The sequence below is a fragment of the Pseudoalteromonas sp. 2CM36K genome (assembly GCF_023161865.1).
Taxonomy (GTDB): domain Bacteria; phylum Pseudomonadota; class Gammaproteobacteria; order Enterobacterales; family Alteromonadaceae; genus Pseudoalteromonas; species Pseudoalteromonas tetraodonis.
On the sequence record NZ_JALNTK010000019.1, the window covers coordinates 1 to 17,416 of the forward strand.

At 40.7% G+C, this 17,416-nt stretch carries 14 protein-coding genes, 4 tRNA genes and 1 pseudogene; 5 read left to right on the forward strand and 14 right to left on the reverse strand.

Annotated features, from left to right (window positions below):
* From MTN97_RS12535 to murB, 8 genes and pseudogenes are all read right to left on the reverse strand, one after another.
* Positions 1-77 (reverse strand): annotated as a pseudogene (locus MTN97_RS12535) (elongation factor Tu); the annotation flags it as partial.
* A 135-nt stretch (positions 78-212) separates the two neighbouring features.
* A tRNA-Thr gene (locus MTN97_RS12540) sits at positions 213-288 on the reverse strand.
* Between the two features lie 10 nt (positions 289-298).
* Positions 299-373 (reverse strand) — tRNA-Gly (locus MTN97_RS12545).
* A gap of 46 nt (positions 374-419) precedes the next feature.
* Positions 420-504: transfer RNA gene (locus MTN97_RS12550), tRNA-Tyr, on the reverse strand.
* A gap of 39 nt (positions 505-543) precedes the next feature.
* A tRNA-Thr gene (locus MTN97_RS12555) sits at positions 544-619 on the reverse strand.
* Between the two features lie 126 nt (positions 620-745).
* Positions 746-1,444 carry a type III pantothenate kinase gene (locus tag MTN97_RS12560; protein ID WP_069438921.1) on the reverse strand — a complete coding sequence of 233 codons (699 nt, stop codon included), beginning with the start codon at positions 1,442-1,444 and terminating at the stop codon, positions 746-748.
* Positions 1,441-2,433 (reverse strand): bifunctional biotin--[acetyl-CoA-carboxylase] ligase/biotin operon repressor BirA, encoded by a 993-nt coding sequence (gene birA / locus MTN97_RS12565; protein WP_138627676.1) that lies wholly within the window; start codon positions 2,431-2,433, stop codon positions 1,441-1,443. The genes MTN97_RS12560 and birA overlap by 4 nt, the downstream gene beginning before the upstream one ends.
* A complete protein-coding gene (gene murB, locus MTN97_RS12570; protein ID WP_069438919.1) occupies positions 2,430-3,440 on the reverse strand; it encodes a UDP-N-acetylmuramate dehydrogenase in 1,011 nt (336 codons plus the stop codon). The genes birA and murB overlap by 4 nt, the downstream gene beginning before the upstream one ends.
* Before the next feature lie 142 nt (positions 3,441-3,582).
* Here murB and MTN97_RS12575 point away from each other — a divergent pair, with 142 nt between their 5' ends.
* On the forward strand, positions 3,583-5,424 hold the full coding sequence (locus MTN97_RS12575; protein WP_069438918.1) for a M1 family metallopeptidase: 1,842 nt from the start codon (positions 3,583-3,585) through the stop codon (positions 5,422-5,424).
* Between the two features lie 57 nt (positions 5,425-5,481).
* On the opposite strand, the gene MTN97_RS12580 is transcribed toward MTN97_RS12575, so the two are convergent.
* Positions 5,482-6,084, reverse strand: coding sequence for a DUF2057 domain-containing protein (locus MTN97_RS12580; RefSeq protein WP_069438917.1), 603 nt, complete (start codon positions 6,082-6,084; stop codon positions 5,482-5,484).
* A 92-nt stretch (positions 6,085-6,176) separates the two neighbouring features.
* On the opposite strand from MTN97_RS12580, the gene MTN97_RS12585 reads away from it, so the two are divergent.
* The 3 genes from MTN97_RS12585 to MTN97_RS12595 all read left to right on the forward strand — a co-directional run bounded on the left by MTN97_RS12585 (position 6,177) and on the right by MTN97_RS12595 (position 9,656).
* A complete protein-coding gene (locus tag MTN97_RS12585; RefSeq protein WP_013466185.1) occupies positions 6,177-6,548 on the forward strand; it encodes a histidine triad nucleotide-binding protein in 372 nt (123 codons plus the stop codon).
* Positions 6,549-6,762: 214 nt separating this feature from the next.
* Positions 6,763-7,419, forward strand: a complete 657-nt coding sequence (locus MTN97_RS12590; protein ID WP_008108518.1) for a helix-turn-helix transcriptional regulator — start codon at positions 6,763-6,765, stop codon at positions 7,417-7,419.
* 80 nt (positions 7,420-7,499) lie between these two features.
* A complete protein-coding gene (locus MTN97_RS12595) occupies positions 7,500-9,656 on the forward strand; it encodes a response regulator (protein ID WP_248474523.1) in 2,157 nt (718 codons plus the stop codon).
* 66 nt (positions 9,657-9,722) lie between these two features.
* Here MTN97_RS12595 and MTN97_RS12600 read toward each other — a convergent pair whose 3' ends face one another.
* The 3 genes from MTN97_RS12600 to MTN97_RS12610 are packed head-to-tail and all read right to left on the reverse strand — an operon-like array spanning position 9,723 to position 13,109.
* Complete coding sequence (locus MTN97_RS12600; RefSeq protein WP_248474524.1) at positions 9,723-11,147, reverse strand: mannose-1-phosphate guanylyltransferase/mannose-6-phosphate isomerase; 1,425 nt, start codon at positions 11,145-11,147, stop codon at positions 9,723-9,725.
* 58 nt (positions 11,148-11,205) lie between these two features.
* Positions 11,206-11,979 (reverse strand): amidohydrolase, encoded by a 774-nt coding sequence (locus tag MTN97_RS12605; RefSeq protein ID WP_013466188.1) that lies wholly within the window; start codon positions 11,977-11,979, stop codon positions 11,206-11,208.
* Positions 11,967-13,109: a methionine aminotransferase gene (locus tag MTN97_RS12610; protein ID WP_248474525.1), complete on the reverse strand. Its 1,143-nt coding sequence runs from the start codon at positions 13,107-13,109 to the stop codon at positions 11,967-11,969. The genes MTN97_RS12605 and MTN97_RS12610 overlap by 13 nt, the downstream gene beginning before the upstream one ends.
* A 101-nt stretch (positions 13,110-13,210) precedes the next feature.
* On the opposite strand from MTN97_RS12610, the gene MTN97_RS12615 reads away from it, so the two are divergent.
* The gene (locus MTN97_RS12615; protein WP_036980600.1) at positions 13,211-13,846 is read left to right on the forward strand and encodes a methylthioribulose 1-phosphate dehydratase; all 636 of its coding nucleotides are present in this window, start codon (positions 13,211-13,213) and stop codon (positions 13,844-13,846) included.
* 15 nt (positions 13,847-13,861) lie between these two features.
* Here MTN97_RS12615 and MTN97_RS12620 read toward each other — a convergent pair whose 3' ends face one another.
* Entirely contained in the window at positions 13,862-15,343 is a 1,482-nt protein-coding gene (locus MTN97_RS12620) for an FMN-binding glutamate synthase family protein (RefSeq protein WP_036980601.1), read from the reverse strand.
* A 76-nt stretch (positions 15,344-15,419) separates the two neighbouring features.
* A complete protein-coding gene (locus tag MTN97_RS12625) occupies positions 15,420-17,198 on the reverse strand; it encodes a DUF885 domain-containing protein (protein ID WP_248474526.1) in 1,779 nt (592 codons plus the stop codon).
* Positions 17,199-17,416: the final 218 nt, after the last annotated feature.

A 17,416-nucleotide genomic window follows, 5' to 3' on the forward strand; every position in this document is an offset into this window, starting at 1 on the left:
GTTTTACCGTGGTCAACGTGGCCAATTGTACCAACGTTTACGTGCGGTTTTACGCGTTCAAACTTTTCTTTTGCCATGACGGAACCTATCAGTTTTGTGTATCTAGATTACATATGAAAATAATCCACCATAGGTAGATTAAGTTAATTTTTTCAAATTTCAAATAGTTTTTTCTGACAGATAAAGGAAGTGTTTAAGGCGATTCGATTGACTGGTGCTGATAGGCAGATTTGAACTGCCGACCTCACCCTTACCAAGGGTGCGCTCTACCAACTGAGCTATATCAGCATCATCAAATTGGAGCGGGCAGCGGGAATCGAACCCGCATCATCAGCTTGGAAGGCTGAGGTAATAGCCATTATACGATGCCCGCTTTAAGGAACCTGTTCTTAAACTACCTCTAACCGTCTAGAATAAAGTGGTGGAGGGAGCTGGATTCGAACCAGCGAAGGCTGAGCCGTCAGATTTACAGTCTGATCCCTTTGGCCGCTCGGGAACCCCTCCACGATAATTCTTTACTAAGCACTTCCGGTAAAAGGAAAGTGGTGCCGACTAACCGAGTCGAACGGTTGACCTACTGATTACAAGTCAGTTGCTCTACCAGCTGAGCTAAGTCGGCACTGCTTTAGTACGGGGCGAGATTCTAGAGTAAGGTTTATTGGGATGCAACCAAAAAATTAAAAAAAATGTGATTTAATGCTTCAAATGCTCACTATTCGCGCAAAAAGCTGTTTTTTTGTTGTTTTTAACTCTTTTTAGCTAACTCATACCAGTAATTTAAGCCTTTCATTACTAGCATTGGGTCGAAAATACTCTGTGAAAAATGCCCTTGTAACAGCTGACCATAACCACCCGCAAAAATTAAAAGGCTATTTTTTGTCTTTAAATGCAATCTTGCTTGCTCAATGGCACCCATAGTTGCCACTAAGGCTCCGTTTTTTAACCCATTAGGGGTGTTTTTTCCAAGCTCATTAGCAAATGGCGTGTTTGCATCATCAAATACCCGCTGAGTATTTTGAGTGAGTGATGAGGTCATTAAATCAAGCCCAGGTAATATCCAGCCTCCTAGATGCTGCCCATCATTATTGAGAACGTCTATAGTGGTAGCCGTGCCAGCATCAACAACAATAGCAGCCATATTAGGGTAAAGCGTATAACCGCTAATAAGCGCCAACCATCTATCTATACCCAAATTACCTACTTGCTGATACGCGCAGCGCAACCCACCAAGCTCACTACTAACCGTAGCCTCAAAACAATCAATATTATGCGTTTTGGCTTGCGCTAATAATTGTTTAAGTAACTCGCTACGACCAACACAAGCGTAAATAACAACCGTAATTTGCTGCCATAAAATATTATTAATATCACATGGCTGTATTTGCCCGTTTTCCCACAATACGGCTTTGAGTGAAGTATTACCTACATCAATTAACAATCTCATGCTTGCGCCTTTCTTAATGAAATCTCGCCGCCATAATAACTTTTTACTTCGCCGTCTTGGCGAATACGTACACCACCGTGCGCATCTATACCTTCACAAATGCCACGCCAACTACGATGCCCAGTATTAAGCTCTACCTGCTCGCCTGCAAACGCATTTAATGCATTCCATTGTTGATACATAGTTTGTAAGCCGTTCTCGCGATATTGCGCTAAGCGCTGCTCTAACCAATAAGTTAATGAAGCTACTAGTTGATTTTTATCTAGCTGCTGAGTGTGCTGACTTAAATCTGTCCATGCTTGGTCAATGTGCTGACTGGCACTTTGTGGCATATTTAAATTAATACCAATTCCTATCACCAACTGACACGGCCCTTGTGGTTGCCCGTCTAATTCAACTAATACGCCAGCGAGCTTTTGTTTGTTTATGTAAATGTCGTTTGGCCACTTTAACTCTACATCAATACCATAAAGTGCTTTTATCGCATCATACACCGCTAAACCAACAGCAATCGATACACCCATAGCGGCTTGTAAACCATCATCTAATCGCCAAAAATAGCTGTAGTATAAGTTGGCACCAAATGGCGATTGCCATACACGCCCTCGACGCCCGCGCCCTGCTTGCTGCATTTCGGCAACGATTACCGTGCCCGACTGAAGTGGTGTTTTAGCCTGAATGCGGCGCATTAGTTCGCTGTTGGTTGAATCAATGAGCGGCTGCACTTCAATATTAGCGGTATTTTGCCCTAACTCAGCATAAAGCTGTTGTATTTTTTCCTGATTAAGTAACCCTACTTGGTTATTTAAGCAATAGCCTTTACCTGTAACTTTAAATACATCTAAGCCCATAGCTTGTAGGCTTTGAATGTGTTTACTAACAGCGGCACGACTAATTCCTAATTCCTCTCCTAAAGCTTGCCCAGAGACAAACCCGCCTTTATTAAGCTCATTTAAAATAGCCAGCTTGTTTCCATCAGGTGCTTTCATGTTAATTGCTCCAAAGAGATATGGCATTCATTGTGTTGATCAATTAACCGCACTTCGTGTTCTAAGCTTATGTTATAGCGCGCTAAAACAGTGTTTTGAATATGGGTGATCATGCTGATCAAATCATCCCCTGTACTGTGACCATGGTTAACGAGCACCAAAGCTTGCTGCTGATGCACTTCAATACCGGCAATCTTATATCCCTTTAATCCCGCTTGTTCTATTAACCACCCCGCTGCGACTTTATGATGACCGGCTCCGTGTGGGTAATGAGGTAACTCAGGAAACTGCGCAAGTAACGGCACTAACGCAGCATTGGTAATAATTGGGTTTTTAAAAAAACTCCCAGCATTAGCTAGTTTATAAGGGTCTGGGAGTTTGCTATTGCGTGTTTGTATCACCTGCTCACATACTTGCTGTGGCGTCGGGTTTTTTAGTTGTTGTAGCGGTCCATAACTGAGTACTGGTTGCCATATTTTTGGCAGTTTAAAGCGCACTTGGGTGATCACCGCTTTATTTTTTAACGCGTGTTTAAAAACCGATTCACGATAAGCAAAGTGGCATTGCTTATTAGTTAAAGATTTGAAGCAGTTGCTATTAATATCAAAATAGTCAATAGCTTCTACAAATTGCGCAATCTCTACACCGTAGGCACCAATATTTTGCACTGGCGCAGCACCGACAGTGCCTGGTATGAGTGCTAAATTTTCAAACCCTGCTATGCCTTGCTCAAGCAAGTAAGTCACTAATTGATGCCAATTTTCACCGGCAGCCGCACTGACTAAAAAATCATTTTCCCGCTCAGTAATATTAATTCCTTGGGTCGCCATTTTAATAACCGTGCCAGCATAATCATTTAAAAAAATGGTATTACTGCCCTCCCCTAACAGACAAAAAGGCGCGTTAAAGCTCTGAGTTTGAAGCTGCGCTGAGTCGGTGATCTCAATAAAATTTTGGCATTGGCTACTTAATGCAAATGTATGTAGGGGTTGTAATGAGTGCGCCACAAGGGTCCTAAAGGTACCAGTAATTAATCGCTCTAGTTTAACTCATCGTCGCAAATTGCGCATCAGCTTGTAAAAATTGTTCAACCCACTGTGGCAATCATGTTATAAAACGGGTACTTTTTTATTTGTACTCAAGGTAATTATGAAAATCAAACCTCTTTTTTTAAGCCTCGTTATGGCCGGTATGTGCTCGCAAGCAATGGCTAGCGCTATTGATCAAAATTCCTACGCCAACCTTGATGATGTTATCACCACGCATTTAAACCTTGATTTAGACATCGACTTTGCCGACAAGCAATTAGAAGGTTTTGTTGAGCATACGCTACAATGGCAAAACGCGAAAAGCACAAAGCTAGTACTTGATACCCGCGATCTTGATATTGATAAAGTGATGTATCAAACAGCCAATGGCAATTGGCATAAAGCCAGTTTTAACCTTGCTAATCGCGACGATGTTAAAGGCTCAAAACTAACCATTACATTTAAAAGCCAAGCTGAAAAAGTCCGTATTTACTACAACAGTCGCCCAGAAGCGTCGGGCTTACAGTGGTTAACGCCAGAGCAAACAGCCAGTAAAACGCACCCGTTTATGTATAGTCAATCGCAAGCGATACATGCACGTAGTTGGATCCCTGTGCAAGACACACCGGCAATGCGTGTGACTTATTCTGCACGTATTCATACCCCTGAAGATGTGCGTGCGGTAATGAGTGCCGATAATAAAGATGCCCTTTATAAAGACGGTGATTACCACTTCAATATGCCACAAGCAATTTCGCCTTACTTAATTGCGATTGGTGCTGGTAACTTAGAATTTAAAGCGATGTCTAAACAAACCGGTATTTTTGCTGAACCGACTATTTTGGATGCCTCAGTTGCTGAATTTAATGACACCCAAGCGATGATCGACAAAACCAATGCGATGTATGGTGAATATGCTTGGGGTCGCTATGACTTACTTATGCTACCGCCTAGCTTCCCATTTGGTGGCATGGAAAACCCGCGTCTATCATTTATTACCCCAACCGTTGTTGCTGGCGATAAAAGCCTCGTTAACCTGATTGCACATGAGCTTGCTCACTCTTGGTCTGGTAACTTAGTAACCAATGCCACATGGGAAGACTTATGGTTAAACGAAGGATTTACCTCTTATGTTGAAAACCGCATTATGGAAGAAGTATTTGGTCGCGACCGTGCAGTAATGGAGCAAGCGCTTGATGCAGCTGGCCTGCGTGCACAACTTAAAACCATTGATGCACCAGACACTCGCCTTAATTTAAAACTTAATGGCCGCGATCCAGATGATGCGTTTAGCTCAGTGCCTTACACAAAGGGTCAGCTATTTTTAATCTACCTAGAAGAAAAATATGGCCGTAATAAGTTTGATGACTTTGTTAAAACTTACTTTAATGAATTTGCGTTTAAGTCACTAACCACTGCGCAATTTGTGACTTACATCAAAGCTAACTTAATTGAAAAGTACCCTGGTGTAGTGAGCATGGATAAAGTAAACGAGTGGATTTTTGAGCCTGGTTTACCAAGTGATGCACCTAACCCTACCTCTGATGCGTTCGATAAAGTAGATGCTGCAACACAAGCATGGTTAAAGGGGGATACAACTGCCGCACAATTACCTACTGCAAATTGGACAGTGCATGAGTGGCTGCACTTTTTAAATAACCTACCGCGCGATTTAAGCATTGAAAAAATGACTGAATTAGACGGCGAGTTTAACTTAACCCAATCAACTAACGCAGAACGCGCATTTGCATGGTATATGCTAGCAGTAGGTAATGGTTACCAACCGATTTACCCTGCGCTAGATAAACACTTATCGGGTATTGGTCGTCGTAAGCTAATAGTGCCACTTTACAAAGCACTTATTACACATGGTAAAAAAGACTGGGCACAAAGCGTGTACTTAAAAGCACGTCCAGGTTATCACCCACTTGCACAAGGTACCATTGACGCGTTATTTGAATAAATAATAGCGTTACCAATAAACTAAAAAGGGCCAATTTGGCCCTTTTTTAATGCTTAATTATTTTGTTACTTTATCTAAAAAAGCCTGCCTTTCAGCGAGCGTTGCTTGTTGCCACCAAAAGTCGAGCATATTTGCCGCACTTGGCATGCCTTTTCCATTAATTGGCGTAATCGGTTTAATGGGACGACTCGGTTTTTGCGGGCCCGCTGGGGTTGCTGTTGTTTGCTGGTTAAACTGTGCGCTTTGAACTTGTCGTTCGGCAATAATATTTAATGGCTTAGCTAAGGTGCTGCCTTTTGCTTTTAAACTCACTTGCGGTGCTTCAGCAAATACTTTTGCCGCTACCGCATTTTCAGCACGATTAAATACTAAGGTGTAATCTTTACCCGCTTCAATGGTTACATTCACCCAAAAAGGTTCTGATTCAATCACTTCATGATCGTCATAACCTAAGTCATATAAATCTGTGTATTTAAGTTTTAGCTGATAAGTACCCGGTGCTAATTCAACATCATCAACACGACTAAAAAGCGAACTTTCAATTATTCGGTCACCCACTTGCAAAGGAACAAATTCCTCAGGAAAGTGAATATTTTCTGCCAAACTCGATGCACTCAGTAAGAGCGCCGCTACACTGCCTAATAATATTGATTTACGCATAATTACTCCTTTAGTTGATTTCAGTTTGACACTGCTAGCAAAATTTGTCATTAGTGACACATATATTAATCAAATAAATTAGAGTCATCATTATGAGCCAAGAGACTATTTTTACTAAAATTATTAATCGCGAAATTCCAGCCGATATTATTTACGAAGACGATGACACGCTAGCGTTTAAAGACATTAATCCTCAAGCGCCATTTCATGTATTAATTATTCCCAAGCAACCAATTGCCACTATAAATGATATAAATAATGAAAACTCACATTTAGTTGGTAATTTATACACGGTCGCCGCAAAACTGGCCAAGCAACACAACTTTAGCGATGACGGCTACCGCGTTGTGATGAACTGTAATGAACATGGTGGCCAAACTGTGTATCACATACATTTACATATGCTCGCAGGTAAAGAAATGGGCTGGCCTCCATACCAAGAAACTAAAAAAACGGCGCTATAGTGCTTAGTTAAATCTTAGATTAGTTTAAAAAAATCAAAAATACGGCGTTTTTCTTACTACACGAAAAAAAACAATTACTTATTTGCAACATTTTATGTTTAAATAATCGGAAATCGCACCTTTTCTCCAGTGAAATAACGATTCTCTAATACAAAAGGTGTGTAGGGATTGTGGTAAAATTAATTAGCCAGCTTTATAAAAGAGTAAAAAAAACATGAGCAGTTCAGCCTTTTTGTTGTTAGATGAAGAACCAATTAACACTATTGGTATTAACGTTTTAGAGCCATTGTTAAAAACACAAGGCCTTGACGTTACTACGGGTACAAATATTTTAGATGTTCCGGTAGGTACTCGCTTATTGTTCATTGAAACATCAAGTAAAGACGCATGGACAAAGCTAAAAGAGCAACTCGTTAACTTACGCATCAAGTGCGATATTGTGTTGTTTAATTTAGATGAAAACCCAGAGCTTGCTAATCGCGCACTACTCAGCGGTATTCGTGGTGTATTTTACACCACAGATAATGCCGATGTACTCATGAAAGGGATTCGTTTATTACTCGAAGATCAGCTTTGGTATCGTCGTGACATTATGTGTAATGCACTTAACCGCATGCTGCAATTTAATAAAGACGCCCTGCATAAGCTAACTGATGGTGATATTGAACCAATAAAGCTGACGAAGCGTGAAAAAGCAATTATATCGTTAATGAGTAATGGTTCTAAAAATAAAGAAATTGCTGAAGAGTTAAGTATTAGCCCGCATACGGTTAAAACTCATTTATACAGTGCATTTAGAAAAACTAAATGCCGTAACCGTATTGAATTACTTTCTTGGGCACAACAAAACATTCCTGACGAAATTCGTTAACGTTTGTTTGAATAAATACCATACAGGCACTTTAAGTGCCTGTTTTTATATCTTCTTTAAAAAACGCTGTTGGGGTCTTAATGCTCGACTCATTTACGCTTTATTTTGCCAGTATCGCCGTTATAACAGTGATGACGCTACTGAACTTTTTAACCTGGCGTACCAATAAGCATGTCCCCGGCACGTTACTTTATATTTTCTATCCTTTACTGCTATTAACTGCCATTGTTAGTTTTGCACTAATAGGCAAAATCCCTGATCAGATTGCCATTACCCTTGCTAATAGCATGATGTTTTTAGCTTCTATTGTGCATTGTTTGTCACTGAGTCAATTTTTAAATTATCGTGGTCGTGGCCTTAAGTTTGTTTGCCTATTTACAGCGCTCAGCGCTTTGCTGCTTGTTTATTTCACATTTTTACAGCCTTCAATGCGCTCGCGGGTATATATTTCTGATTTGCAGCATATTGTAGAGGCCACTTTTTTATTATTTATATTTATAAAATATGCGCGAAAACCCTACCCTAACGCCAGCATTGTTTACATAATTATTTTAACTTTAGTTGCAGCAAGTTTTATTACCCGAAGCCTATTTATGGATGACATTGCACAACAGGATGCCATTTTAAATTCATGGTTTAACTCACTGTTATTTTTAAACAGTGTTATTGCCCCCATGTTTTATGCTGCAGGTATGGCGTTGTTATGTAATGAACGCAGGGAATTACGACTTAATAAGCTCACCGAAAAAGCTCATAAAGATTTAGAAATTCGCGGACTGTTTTTATCCACCATCAGCCATGAAATACGCACACCACTAAACGGCATATTAGGCAGTGCACAACTGATATTAAATCAAACCAGCGACAGCCGCAATAAAGCCTATTGTGAGGCAATTATCAATTCAGCAGAGTCACTCAACTTACTGGTAGATAAAGTGCTGGAATACGCAAGCTTAGATCAGCACGACGAAGCCCTATACGAAGAAGACATAGAGTTTAAAACATGGCTGCAAAACTTATGTTTGCTGTTAAGCCCTCTGGCCGAACAAAAACAACTTAAATTTGAGCTTGCCTGTAATATCCCCGATAAAGCCTGTTACTACTGCGACCAACAAAAACTCAGACAAATTATTATTAACCTTGTAGGTAATGCGATTAAATTTACCGATAACGGTATGGTAAAAGTACAAATAGATTTAGTTAATGAAACCCAGCTAGATCACACTCTTAAAGTAAGTGTACTCGATTCAGGCCCCGGTATTGAAAAAGATGAAATTGATTATTTAACTGAGCCCTACATTCAAAGCAGTGCCGGTAAAGAAAAAGGCGGAACAGGCCTCGGACTTGCTATAACTAGTCGCCTTCTCGATAAAATTAATAGCCAGCTAGAAATTACCAGTGAGCTGGGAGTAGGTAGTGTATTTAGCTTTAACATGACGTTAGCCATTGGTGAGCTTAGTCTCGTCGAGCAACGCCATCAAAGTAAAGACTATTTAACCGGACTCGATGTATTACTTGTTGAAGATTTAGATCTGAACCAAAAAATTGCCGTTGAATTTATGGCAGACGACGAGCATAAAATTAAGCTCGCTAAAGATGGCAAAAGTGCGATTGAGTTGATGAAAAAATACCACTTTGATGTGGTGCTACTTGATATGAACCTACCCGATTTAACAGGGCAACAGGTACTAAAAACACTCAAACGGGTGGAGCATAAAAATCAGCGAACGCCGGTGCTGGCCTTTACTGCCAGTTTGAGCCCTGATGAAATAAAAGAATACTTAGCACTGGGTATTAAAGACATTGTTGGCAAGCCATTAAAGCAAGAGAAACTACGCCAAGCATTGAGTGATTCACAGTCAACACAAACAGCTAATATTGCCATCGAGCTGATTGATACGTTATACGATGAAACCGCAACAGACACCCTGACAAGCTCTTTTAGTATTGATGAAGTGTCTTCTATCTATAATGAATTTATTCTTTCTGCTCGTAATAAGCTGAGCCGTTGCCAAGCTTTATTAGAGCAAGACCCCGAGCAATGCATTAAGTTATTACATCGCCAAGCCAGCACCGCAATGCAACTTGGCTTTAATAGCTATGGACTAGCTCTAAAAAAAATTGAGCGACGCTTACTAGGTAAAAAACCATTAAATAACTCGTTAAATGAAGCCAGCACACTGTGGCAACACAGTTTAGAAGCGTATTTGAAGTATGTGCGGCAAGGACTAGGGTAAAACGGCTACAGGCTATCAAGTTTTACTACAGTGACAAATAATCAAGTATTTTCACTATTTATACTGTTATTTTCTGCCGTATATATCGTCAAATCGCTCTATATCGCTTTCATCTAAAATGGCACCCGTTTGCACTTCAATAACAACTAAGGGCTCGGGCTGATTATTCGCTAAACTGTGCAGCTGTTTTGCTGCAATATAACAAGATTGGTCGTGGGTCAGCGTTAAGCTTTGCTGATCAATACATATATCTGCAGTGCCCGACACCACAACCCAATGCTCAGCGCGATGCTGATGACGCTGCGTTGAGAGCCTAGCCCCACTATTAACGGTTATTTTTTTTACTTTAAAACCGATACTTTCTACCAGCGTACGATAATTTCCCCAAGGGCGGTAAACCACCTGATGGTGTGTCAGTTTGTTGTTATGTGTTGATGCCAGTTGCTTGAGCAATAACGGGAGGGCATCAAACGCATTTTGATCAGCAATTAAAGTGGCGTCGTGGGTATGAATAATTGCTAAATCGCTTACTCCTAACGTCGCTATTGTGTGTCTATCTTCGCTAATAACTAAGTTGTTACTACTGTTTTGGGCGATATGTTCTTGATGTGGGCTATTCCCCTGTGGCTCTTTTTTACTCAACGCTGCGAGTGCAGAAAAACTACCCACATCGCTCCACTTTAACGCAACGGGCATTACCACCACATTATTACTGCGCTCTAAAATAGCGTAGTCAATCGAGTCACTTGGGCAAGATTCAAGTGCATGAGTATTTGCTCTTGTAAACGCTAAGTCTTGTTTAAAATCAATGGCACTAGCAACACTTTTAGCTATTTTTGGCGCAAAGCGTTCCAGCTCTTTTAGATATGCAGCGGGAGTAAATAAAAACATGCCACTGTTCCAACTATAACCGCCCTCAGTTAAGTAGCTTGATGCAGTTGCTAAATCAGGCTTTTCTTTAAACTGATCTACCTCAAAGCAAGCAGTACCTGTAATTGCTGCGCCCTGTTTGATATAGCCATAACCGGTATGCGGCTCTGTTGGCGTAATTGAAAATGTAACTAATTTACCTTGCTCAGCCAGTGTCACCGCATCAGATAACTGAGCAGTTAATGGCGTAAAATCTTCAATATAATGATCGGCAGGCATCACCAACAAGGGACCAGTAATATTATTTTTTAATGCATAGTGCGCGGCAAGGGCAATGGCTGGTGCGGTATTTTTGCCTTCTGGCTCAAGTACTATGGCATGGGGCTTTGCAAATGCAGCCTGCTGCGCGGCAATAAATCGATGCTGCTCATTACAGACCAAAATAGCGGGATTAAAGCCCTCAGTTGCAACACGCACTAACGTACTTTGCAATAACGACTGCTGGTTTTTATTATCAAGCAAAGATAAAAACTGCTTTGGCATTGCTTGGCGCGACAGCGGCCAAAGCCGTGTGCCAATACCGCCAGCTAAAATTACCGGTGTAATAAGGGTTGTATTCATAAAGCCGCCAATAAAAATATCAGCGGCTATTTTAGCACTTTATCGGCTGGGCGCTAATTTATACCAATGTAAAAGCATCAGCATCTAAATGTGCCGGAAATTTAGCTCTAAACTCATCAAGCGGCGCTTTATTTAACGTGATTGTTAGTAGTGCTTGCTGGTCGTCATTCGCTTTAATCAGTGGCTCACCTTTAAAGTCATACACTGCAGTTCCACCACTGTGAGCAATACCATTGCCATCTTCACCAACCCGGTTTACGCCAACCACGTAGCATAGGTTTTCCATTGCTCGTGCCATTAGCAAGGTATCCCACACATTGCGCCTTGCCGCTGGCCAATTGGCAATATTTATCATCACATCGTAGTCATTGTTATTGCGCTGAAACACCGGAAAACGTAGGTCGTAGCATACTTGTGGCAATATTTTAAACCCATTGAGTTCAAACACTTCACGCGTTTGTCCTGCCACTACAAACTCGCCTTCGTTACCTAAACAAAATAAGTGCCGTTTATCGTAATAGCTCACTTCTCCATTTGGTTGTACCCAGTAAAACCGATTCGCTTTTTTACTTCCTTGGGTTACCAATACTGAGCCTGCAATTACCGCATTATAGTGCTTCGCCTGTGCCTTGAGCCAACTCAGTACTGAGCCATTTTCAGCTTCGCCACAGTCAAGGTTAACCGCAAATCCAGTGGCAAAGGTTTCAGGAAGTACAATTAAATCAGGTTGATTGGTGATGTTAGCAAGCTGTTTTTCAAACATCGCTAAATTGGCTTTTTTATCGAGCCAATGCAGCGAGCTTTGTAATAATGCTAAGGTTAAAGTTGACATAAAATATGTGCCGCCTCTATTAAGGTTTGATCATTTTTAGCAAAACATAAACGAATAACTTTATCGTTATTTGGTTGCTGATAAAACACGCTCAGTGGAATGGCTGCAACGCCAGCTTGTTCTGCTAACCATTGGCAAAATTCTACGTCATTTAAGTCAGATACATCACTGTAATCAAGCAGTAAAAAGTAGGTGCCTTCACTTGGTAAAATGCTAAAGCGGCTATCTTGTAGAGCATTACTGAGCACATCGCGTTTTTGTTGATAAAACTCACTTAGCGCATCCACATGCTCACCTTGCTGTTCTAACATATCGGCTAATGCATGTTGTGCAGGCGTAAAGCTTGAAAAAGTAACATACTGATGAATCTTTCGAAATTCTTCGCATAAATCAGTAGGCGCAATACAGTAGCCCATTTTCCAACCGGTGCTATGAAAGGTTTTACCAAAGCTTGAAATAACAAAGCTTTTTGCCAGTAGTTCCTCGTCACCTAGTGCACTTAAGTGTGGTTGTTGATCAAACGTTATATGCTCATAAACCTCATCACTTATGACATATAAATTGTGAGCACTCACTAGCTTTTTTAGTTCGTTGATATCTTGCTGCTTTAATACTTTACCGCTTGGGTTATGCGGAGTATTAATAATAATTGCACGAGTATTTACTGTGATAGCTTGATTTACCATTTGCCAATTTATGGCGTAATCTGGGGCGACTAACGCAACATGCACTGACTTGCCGCCTGCCAGTTCAATAGCGGGCTGATATGAGTCGTAAGCAGGATCAAATATAATAACTTCATCACCCGCGCGCACGATTGTTTGAATCGCTACAAATAGTGCTTCAGTTGCTCCTGAAGTTATAGTTACTTGGCTTGTTCCATCAATTTGCGCTTTGTATTTGCGCTGAACTAATGCTGCAATTTGCTGCTGCAGTTTAGGTACACCGCTGGAAGGCGAGTATTGATTAACCCCTTGCGTTACATACTGGCTTAACTGCGCTTTTAAATATTCAGGGGTATCAAACTCAGGAAAACCTTGCGAAAGATTAATTGCCGAAAACTTATTAGCCAAGCCACTCATTTGACTAAATATACTAATACCTAAATTGGGGAGTTTACTGTCAAACACGAAGTCTCCTGATGATGGTTTTGTGTACAGAGCAGTGCTATGATTAAAAACGGAAGTTTAGCCGTCTAAACTGTACTTTAATTGTTATTTGTGAGGAAAATATGCAAAACAACCATACCGCTATTTCAAACCTTATAGAAGCCGCAAAATGGATTAGCCAACAAGGTTGGGTTCCTGCCTCGGGTGGAAGTTTATCAGCTCGCACCCAAAATGGCTTTGTTATAACGACTAATGGCTGCGATAAGGCCCAACTTACCCATGAGCATTTTTTACAGTTAGACCAGCAAAACTTAAATACTCCTCAGGCGTTATCAAGCGAAGCGAAATTACATTTAAGTTTGTATCAGTTAATTCCTGAGGCGCAATGTGTATTGCATACTCAATCTGTTGCAGCAACGGTGCTTTCACAAGTAACGCAAGCTCATCAGCTTGATTTAAGCGGTTACGAAATGCAAAAAGCGCTCAGTGGTTTTACCTCACATTTAGAAACCTTAAGCATTCCTATTTTTGATAACGACCAAGATATTGATCGTTTGAGCTTATTAGTCAGCGATCACCATTTGCACTCACCGATTAAATTTGGTGTATTAATTCGCGGTCATGGCTTATATGCAGTTGGCAAAAATATTGCTGAAGTGCGTCGCCACCTAGAAGCACTAGAGTTTTTGTTTAGCTGCGAATTAGAGCGATTAAAAATCACCGGCATTCAAGCGAGCAATACACTTCATCATCAATAATTAACAAGCAAGTATTTAATGATAATGCTCGTACATTTTATCTAGCGGCTCAGAAAGGCCGCTTTCTTGCACAATACGCACATGTTTGCGTTTTAATTCGCGAGCACTGGTAACGCCACAAGAATGTGCAATAAGCCCTGCACCGTAATGAATGTATTTATTATAATTTGCGACCCGCTGCGCTTTATCTTCAACATTTAAACCACGTTGCAAACGTTCATTATGCGTAGTAATTCCTGTTGGGCAGGTATCTTTATTACATTGCATAGCCTGAATGCAGCCTAGTGCAAACATATGCCCTCGCGCAGAAACCACAAAGTCGGCTCCTAGTGCTAGTGCCCATGCGACTTTGGAAGGAACAATTAACTTACCCGAAACAATAATTTTAACTCGCTCTCTAAGACCATGTTTCTTTAATAGCTGTATAACTAAAGGAAGGCTTTCTTTAAGCGGTAACCCCACAGAATCTAATAAAGATTGTGGTGCTGCGCCTGTACCGCCATCCGCACTATCAATAGTAATAAAGTCGGGTGCAGACTCAATACCACGATGATTAATCTCGGCAAATAAACTTTCTAACCAAGTATGCTCACCAATAACCGCTTTAAAACCTGTCGGTTTACCGGTTGTAGTCCTGATGGTGGTAAGCATGTCTAGAATATCGTTTGGATTTTTTATTTCTGGGTGCCCATTTGGGCTAATAGAATCCTGCCCTTCGGGTATGCCTCTTATTTTGGCAATTTCAGCATTCACTTTTCGCCCAGGTAACATGCCGCCTTTGCCTGGCTTGGCACCTTGGCTCATTTTCAGTTCAAACATTTTAACTGTTGGGTGTGCAGCAACGGCTTTTAGCTTTTCTGTACTTAAATTTCCCTGCTCGTCGCGTACACCATATTTAGCCGTACCAATTTGAAACACGATATCGGCACCACCTTCTAAGTGATACGGACTAAGTCCGCCTTCCCCCGTGTTCATCCAACAACCGGCTAATTTTGCTCCCTTTGAGAGTGCACGAACAGCAGGGCTAGATAGCGCACCAAAGCTCATGCCCGATATATTAAATAACGAATTTGTGGTGTAAGGAAATTTACAATAAGGCCCAAGCGTTACGTTGCTAGGCGCTAAGGCTTCTTCATCTAAGGTAGGAAATGCGCAGTTCATAAACATTACGGTGCCTGTCGTTTCTAAGCTTTGGGTTGAACCAAAAGCAGCCGTATGATCAACATCTTTAGCAGCCCGATATACCCAACTGCGTTCGGCGCGATTAAAGGGCATTTCTTCACGGTCGAGAGCAAAAAAATACTGACGAAAAAACTCACCTTGGCGTTCAAAAAAGTAGCGAAAACGTCCAATTACCGGATAATTACGCCTAATAGCATGCTTTGTTTGGGTAATATCTCGAACATAAAAAATAGCAATTAATATAACCAGCAATCCAAATACAACAATAAATAAGCTGGCAAACACATCGATACTAAACATTATAAATTGACTCATTACTTATCCTTAAATGCTAAAAAGCGTGATGTCATTAAATAACACCACGCTTTTATAGTTTCAAAATAATACGCTATTAGCTATCTGTTTTTGCTAATTCTTCTTGTATATATAAACGTATTTGCTGCTCAAGCAGCGATAAAGGCACTGAACCATGGCGCAATATTTGATGATGAAACTCACGAATATCAAACTGCTGACCTAATACTTGCTCGGCCTCTGCACGCAGACGTTTAATTGTTAACTCACCAATTTTGTATGACAACGCTTGTGCAGGCCATGAAATATAACGATCGGTTTCTGTTTTTACATTGTGTAATGAAAGCGCAGTATTATCGGCCATAAAGTTCATTGCACGCTCACGACTCCAGCCGTACATGTGCATCCCCGTATCAACCACTAAACGTGCAGCACGCCACATTTCGTAGGTTAAACGACCAAAGTTGCTGTACGGGTCTTGATAAAAACCCGCTTCAACGCCTAAGTACTCTGAATACAGTCCCCAGCCCTCACCAAACGCTGATAAATACGCATCACGGCGATAGCTAGGTAAGCTTTCAAGTTCTGCATTGAGTGATATTTGTAAATGATGACCCGGAACAGCTTCGTGCAAAGTTAATGCTTCTAAAGCATAGAGTGGTCGTTTATCTAAAGCGTAGGTATTCACCCAATAAAAGCCGGCTTGATCATCACGGCTCGAACCCGAATAGCGCCCAGTAGTGTACTTAGGAGCAATATTGGCAGGCACCGGCGCTACGCCATAAGGTTTACGCGGTAAGGTATGAAATAATTTAGGTAACTGTGCATCCATTTTTTTTGCAATATACGCGGCCTCTTTTAATAATTGCTCAGGCGTTGTGGCGTAAAACTGCGGATCTGTTCGTAAAAAGTGGATAAATTCTGCAAATGTGCCTTTAAAACCGACTTCTTTAATAACCGCTTCCATTTCACTACGAATGCGCGCAACCTCCGCTAAACCCAGCTCATGTATTTCTTTTGGGGTCATTTGTGTGGTGGTGTAATATTTAGCACGATTTGCATAAAAGGCCTCACCATTCGGTGTTGACGAAATACCAATATCACTACGTGCGCCTGGTAAGTATTCGTTATTAAAAAAAGTTAAGTAGTCTTTGTAGGCATTAATAACTTGACTGCTAATAATAGCTTTAGCTTGTTGTTGCAAATCTGCAAATTCACTATCACTTAAACCCGCGGTATTGTTTAAAAAAGGCTTATAAAATTCAGATTGTGTGACGTCATCAACAATGTAAGCAGTAATCGAGTCTTGATAACCAATTAACACCGCTTTGGGTTGAGTTAAACCAACCTCTAATCCTTTGCGCATCCAACCTATATTTTGCTCAAAAAAGCGCGGAACTTGCTTTAATCGCTTTAAATAGTGTTGATAATCTTGTGCGGTTTTATAATCAGAGCTATTAACAATAAACGATAAGCTTGAATGAAAGCCATATTCTGACGTTAAAGGCATGTAGTGCGTATTAAATACATATTCATCAACACTATTTTGCACTTGCGCTCGAATAATACTGTAGTTAATTTGGTTTTCATCACTGAGCTTACTTACATCTATGGCATCTAAATCTGCTAATAACTGCGTGTTTTTTTGATATTGCTGTGCTAAAAATTCAGCTGACAAATTAGGTAATAAGTAGCCATCAACGCCTTCGGGGTTACTATACGGGCTTACATTTTGGCGGTGCTGTACGATATTTTCAGCCGTTTGCGTAAATTGCTGATCGGCGTTAATTGCGGTGAGCTGACACGCGCTTAATGAGCACACTAAGGTGACACTTAATAAGGAAAGACGCATTTGTTTTGAAAGAGATAAATTCATAGTGATTGATCTTAGTAAGATTACAGATGTGATAAACCTATCGTAGCCTAGATAAATAGCAAATAGATATACGACCAACTGCGCAAAATATACGCCCGTGAGATATTGTATTAACTTAAGTTAATACTTAACAATTAGAGTAATTGCTCAAAAAAGCAACGGTTATTGAATTTATAGCGCCATTTTAGCCAACTACGACTCATTTTACTTTTAAATCA

What these genes read in the sequence shown, in the direction of transcription:
- MTN97_RS12560 (WP_069438921.1), bottom strand. Translation starts at nt 1,444, where the DNA reads ATGAGATTGTTAATTGATGTAGGTAATACTTCACTCAAAGCCGTATTG.
- birA (WP_138627676.1), bottom strand. Translation starts at nt 2,433, where the DNA reads ATGAAAGCACCTGATGGAAACAAGCTGGCTATTTTAAATGAGCTTAAT.
- MTN97_RS12575 (WP_069438918.1), top strand. Translation starts at nt 3,583, where the DNA reads ATGAAAATCAAACCTCTTTTTTTAAGCCTCGTTATGGCCGGTATGTGC.
- MTN97_RS12580 (WP_069438917.1), bottom strand. Translation starts at nt 6,084, where the DNA reads ATGCGTAAATCAATATTATTAGGCAGTGTAGCGGCGCTCTTACTGAGT.
- MTN97_RS12585 (WP_013466185.1), top strand. Translation starts at nt 6,177, where the DNA reads ATGAGCCAAGAGACTATTTTTACTAAAATTATTAATCGCGAAATTCCA.
- MTN97_RS12590 (WP_008108518.1), top strand. Translation starts at nt 6,763, where the DNA reads ATGAGCAGTTCAGCCTTTTTGTTGTTAGATGAAGAACCAATTAACACT.
- MTN97_RS12595 (WP_248474523.1), top strand. Translation starts at nt 7,500, where the DNA reads ATGCTCGACTCATTTACGCTTTATTTTGCCAGTATCGCCGTTATAACA.
- MTN97_RS12600 (WP_248474524.1), bottom strand. Translation starts at nt 11,147, where the DNA reads ATGAATACAACCCTTATTACACCGGTAATTTTAGCTGGCGGTATTGGC.
- MTN97_RS12605 (WP_013466188.1), bottom strand. Translation starts at nt 11,979, where the DNA reads ATGTCAACTTTAACCTTAGCATTATTACAAAGCTCGCTGCATTGGCTC.
- MTN97_RS12615 (WP_036980600.1), top strand. Translation starts at nt 13,211, where the DNA reads ATGCAAAACAACCATACCGCTATTTCAAACCTTATAGAAGCCGCAAAA.
- MTN97_RS12620 (WP_036980601.1), bottom strand. Translation starts at nt 15,343, where the DNA reads ATGAGTCAATTTATAATGTTTAGTATCGATGTGTTTGCCAGCTTATTT.
- MTN97_RS12625 (WP_248474526.1), bottom strand. Translation starts at nt 17,198, where the DNA reads ATGAATTTATCTCTTTCAAAACAAATGCGTCTTTCCTTATTAAGTGTC.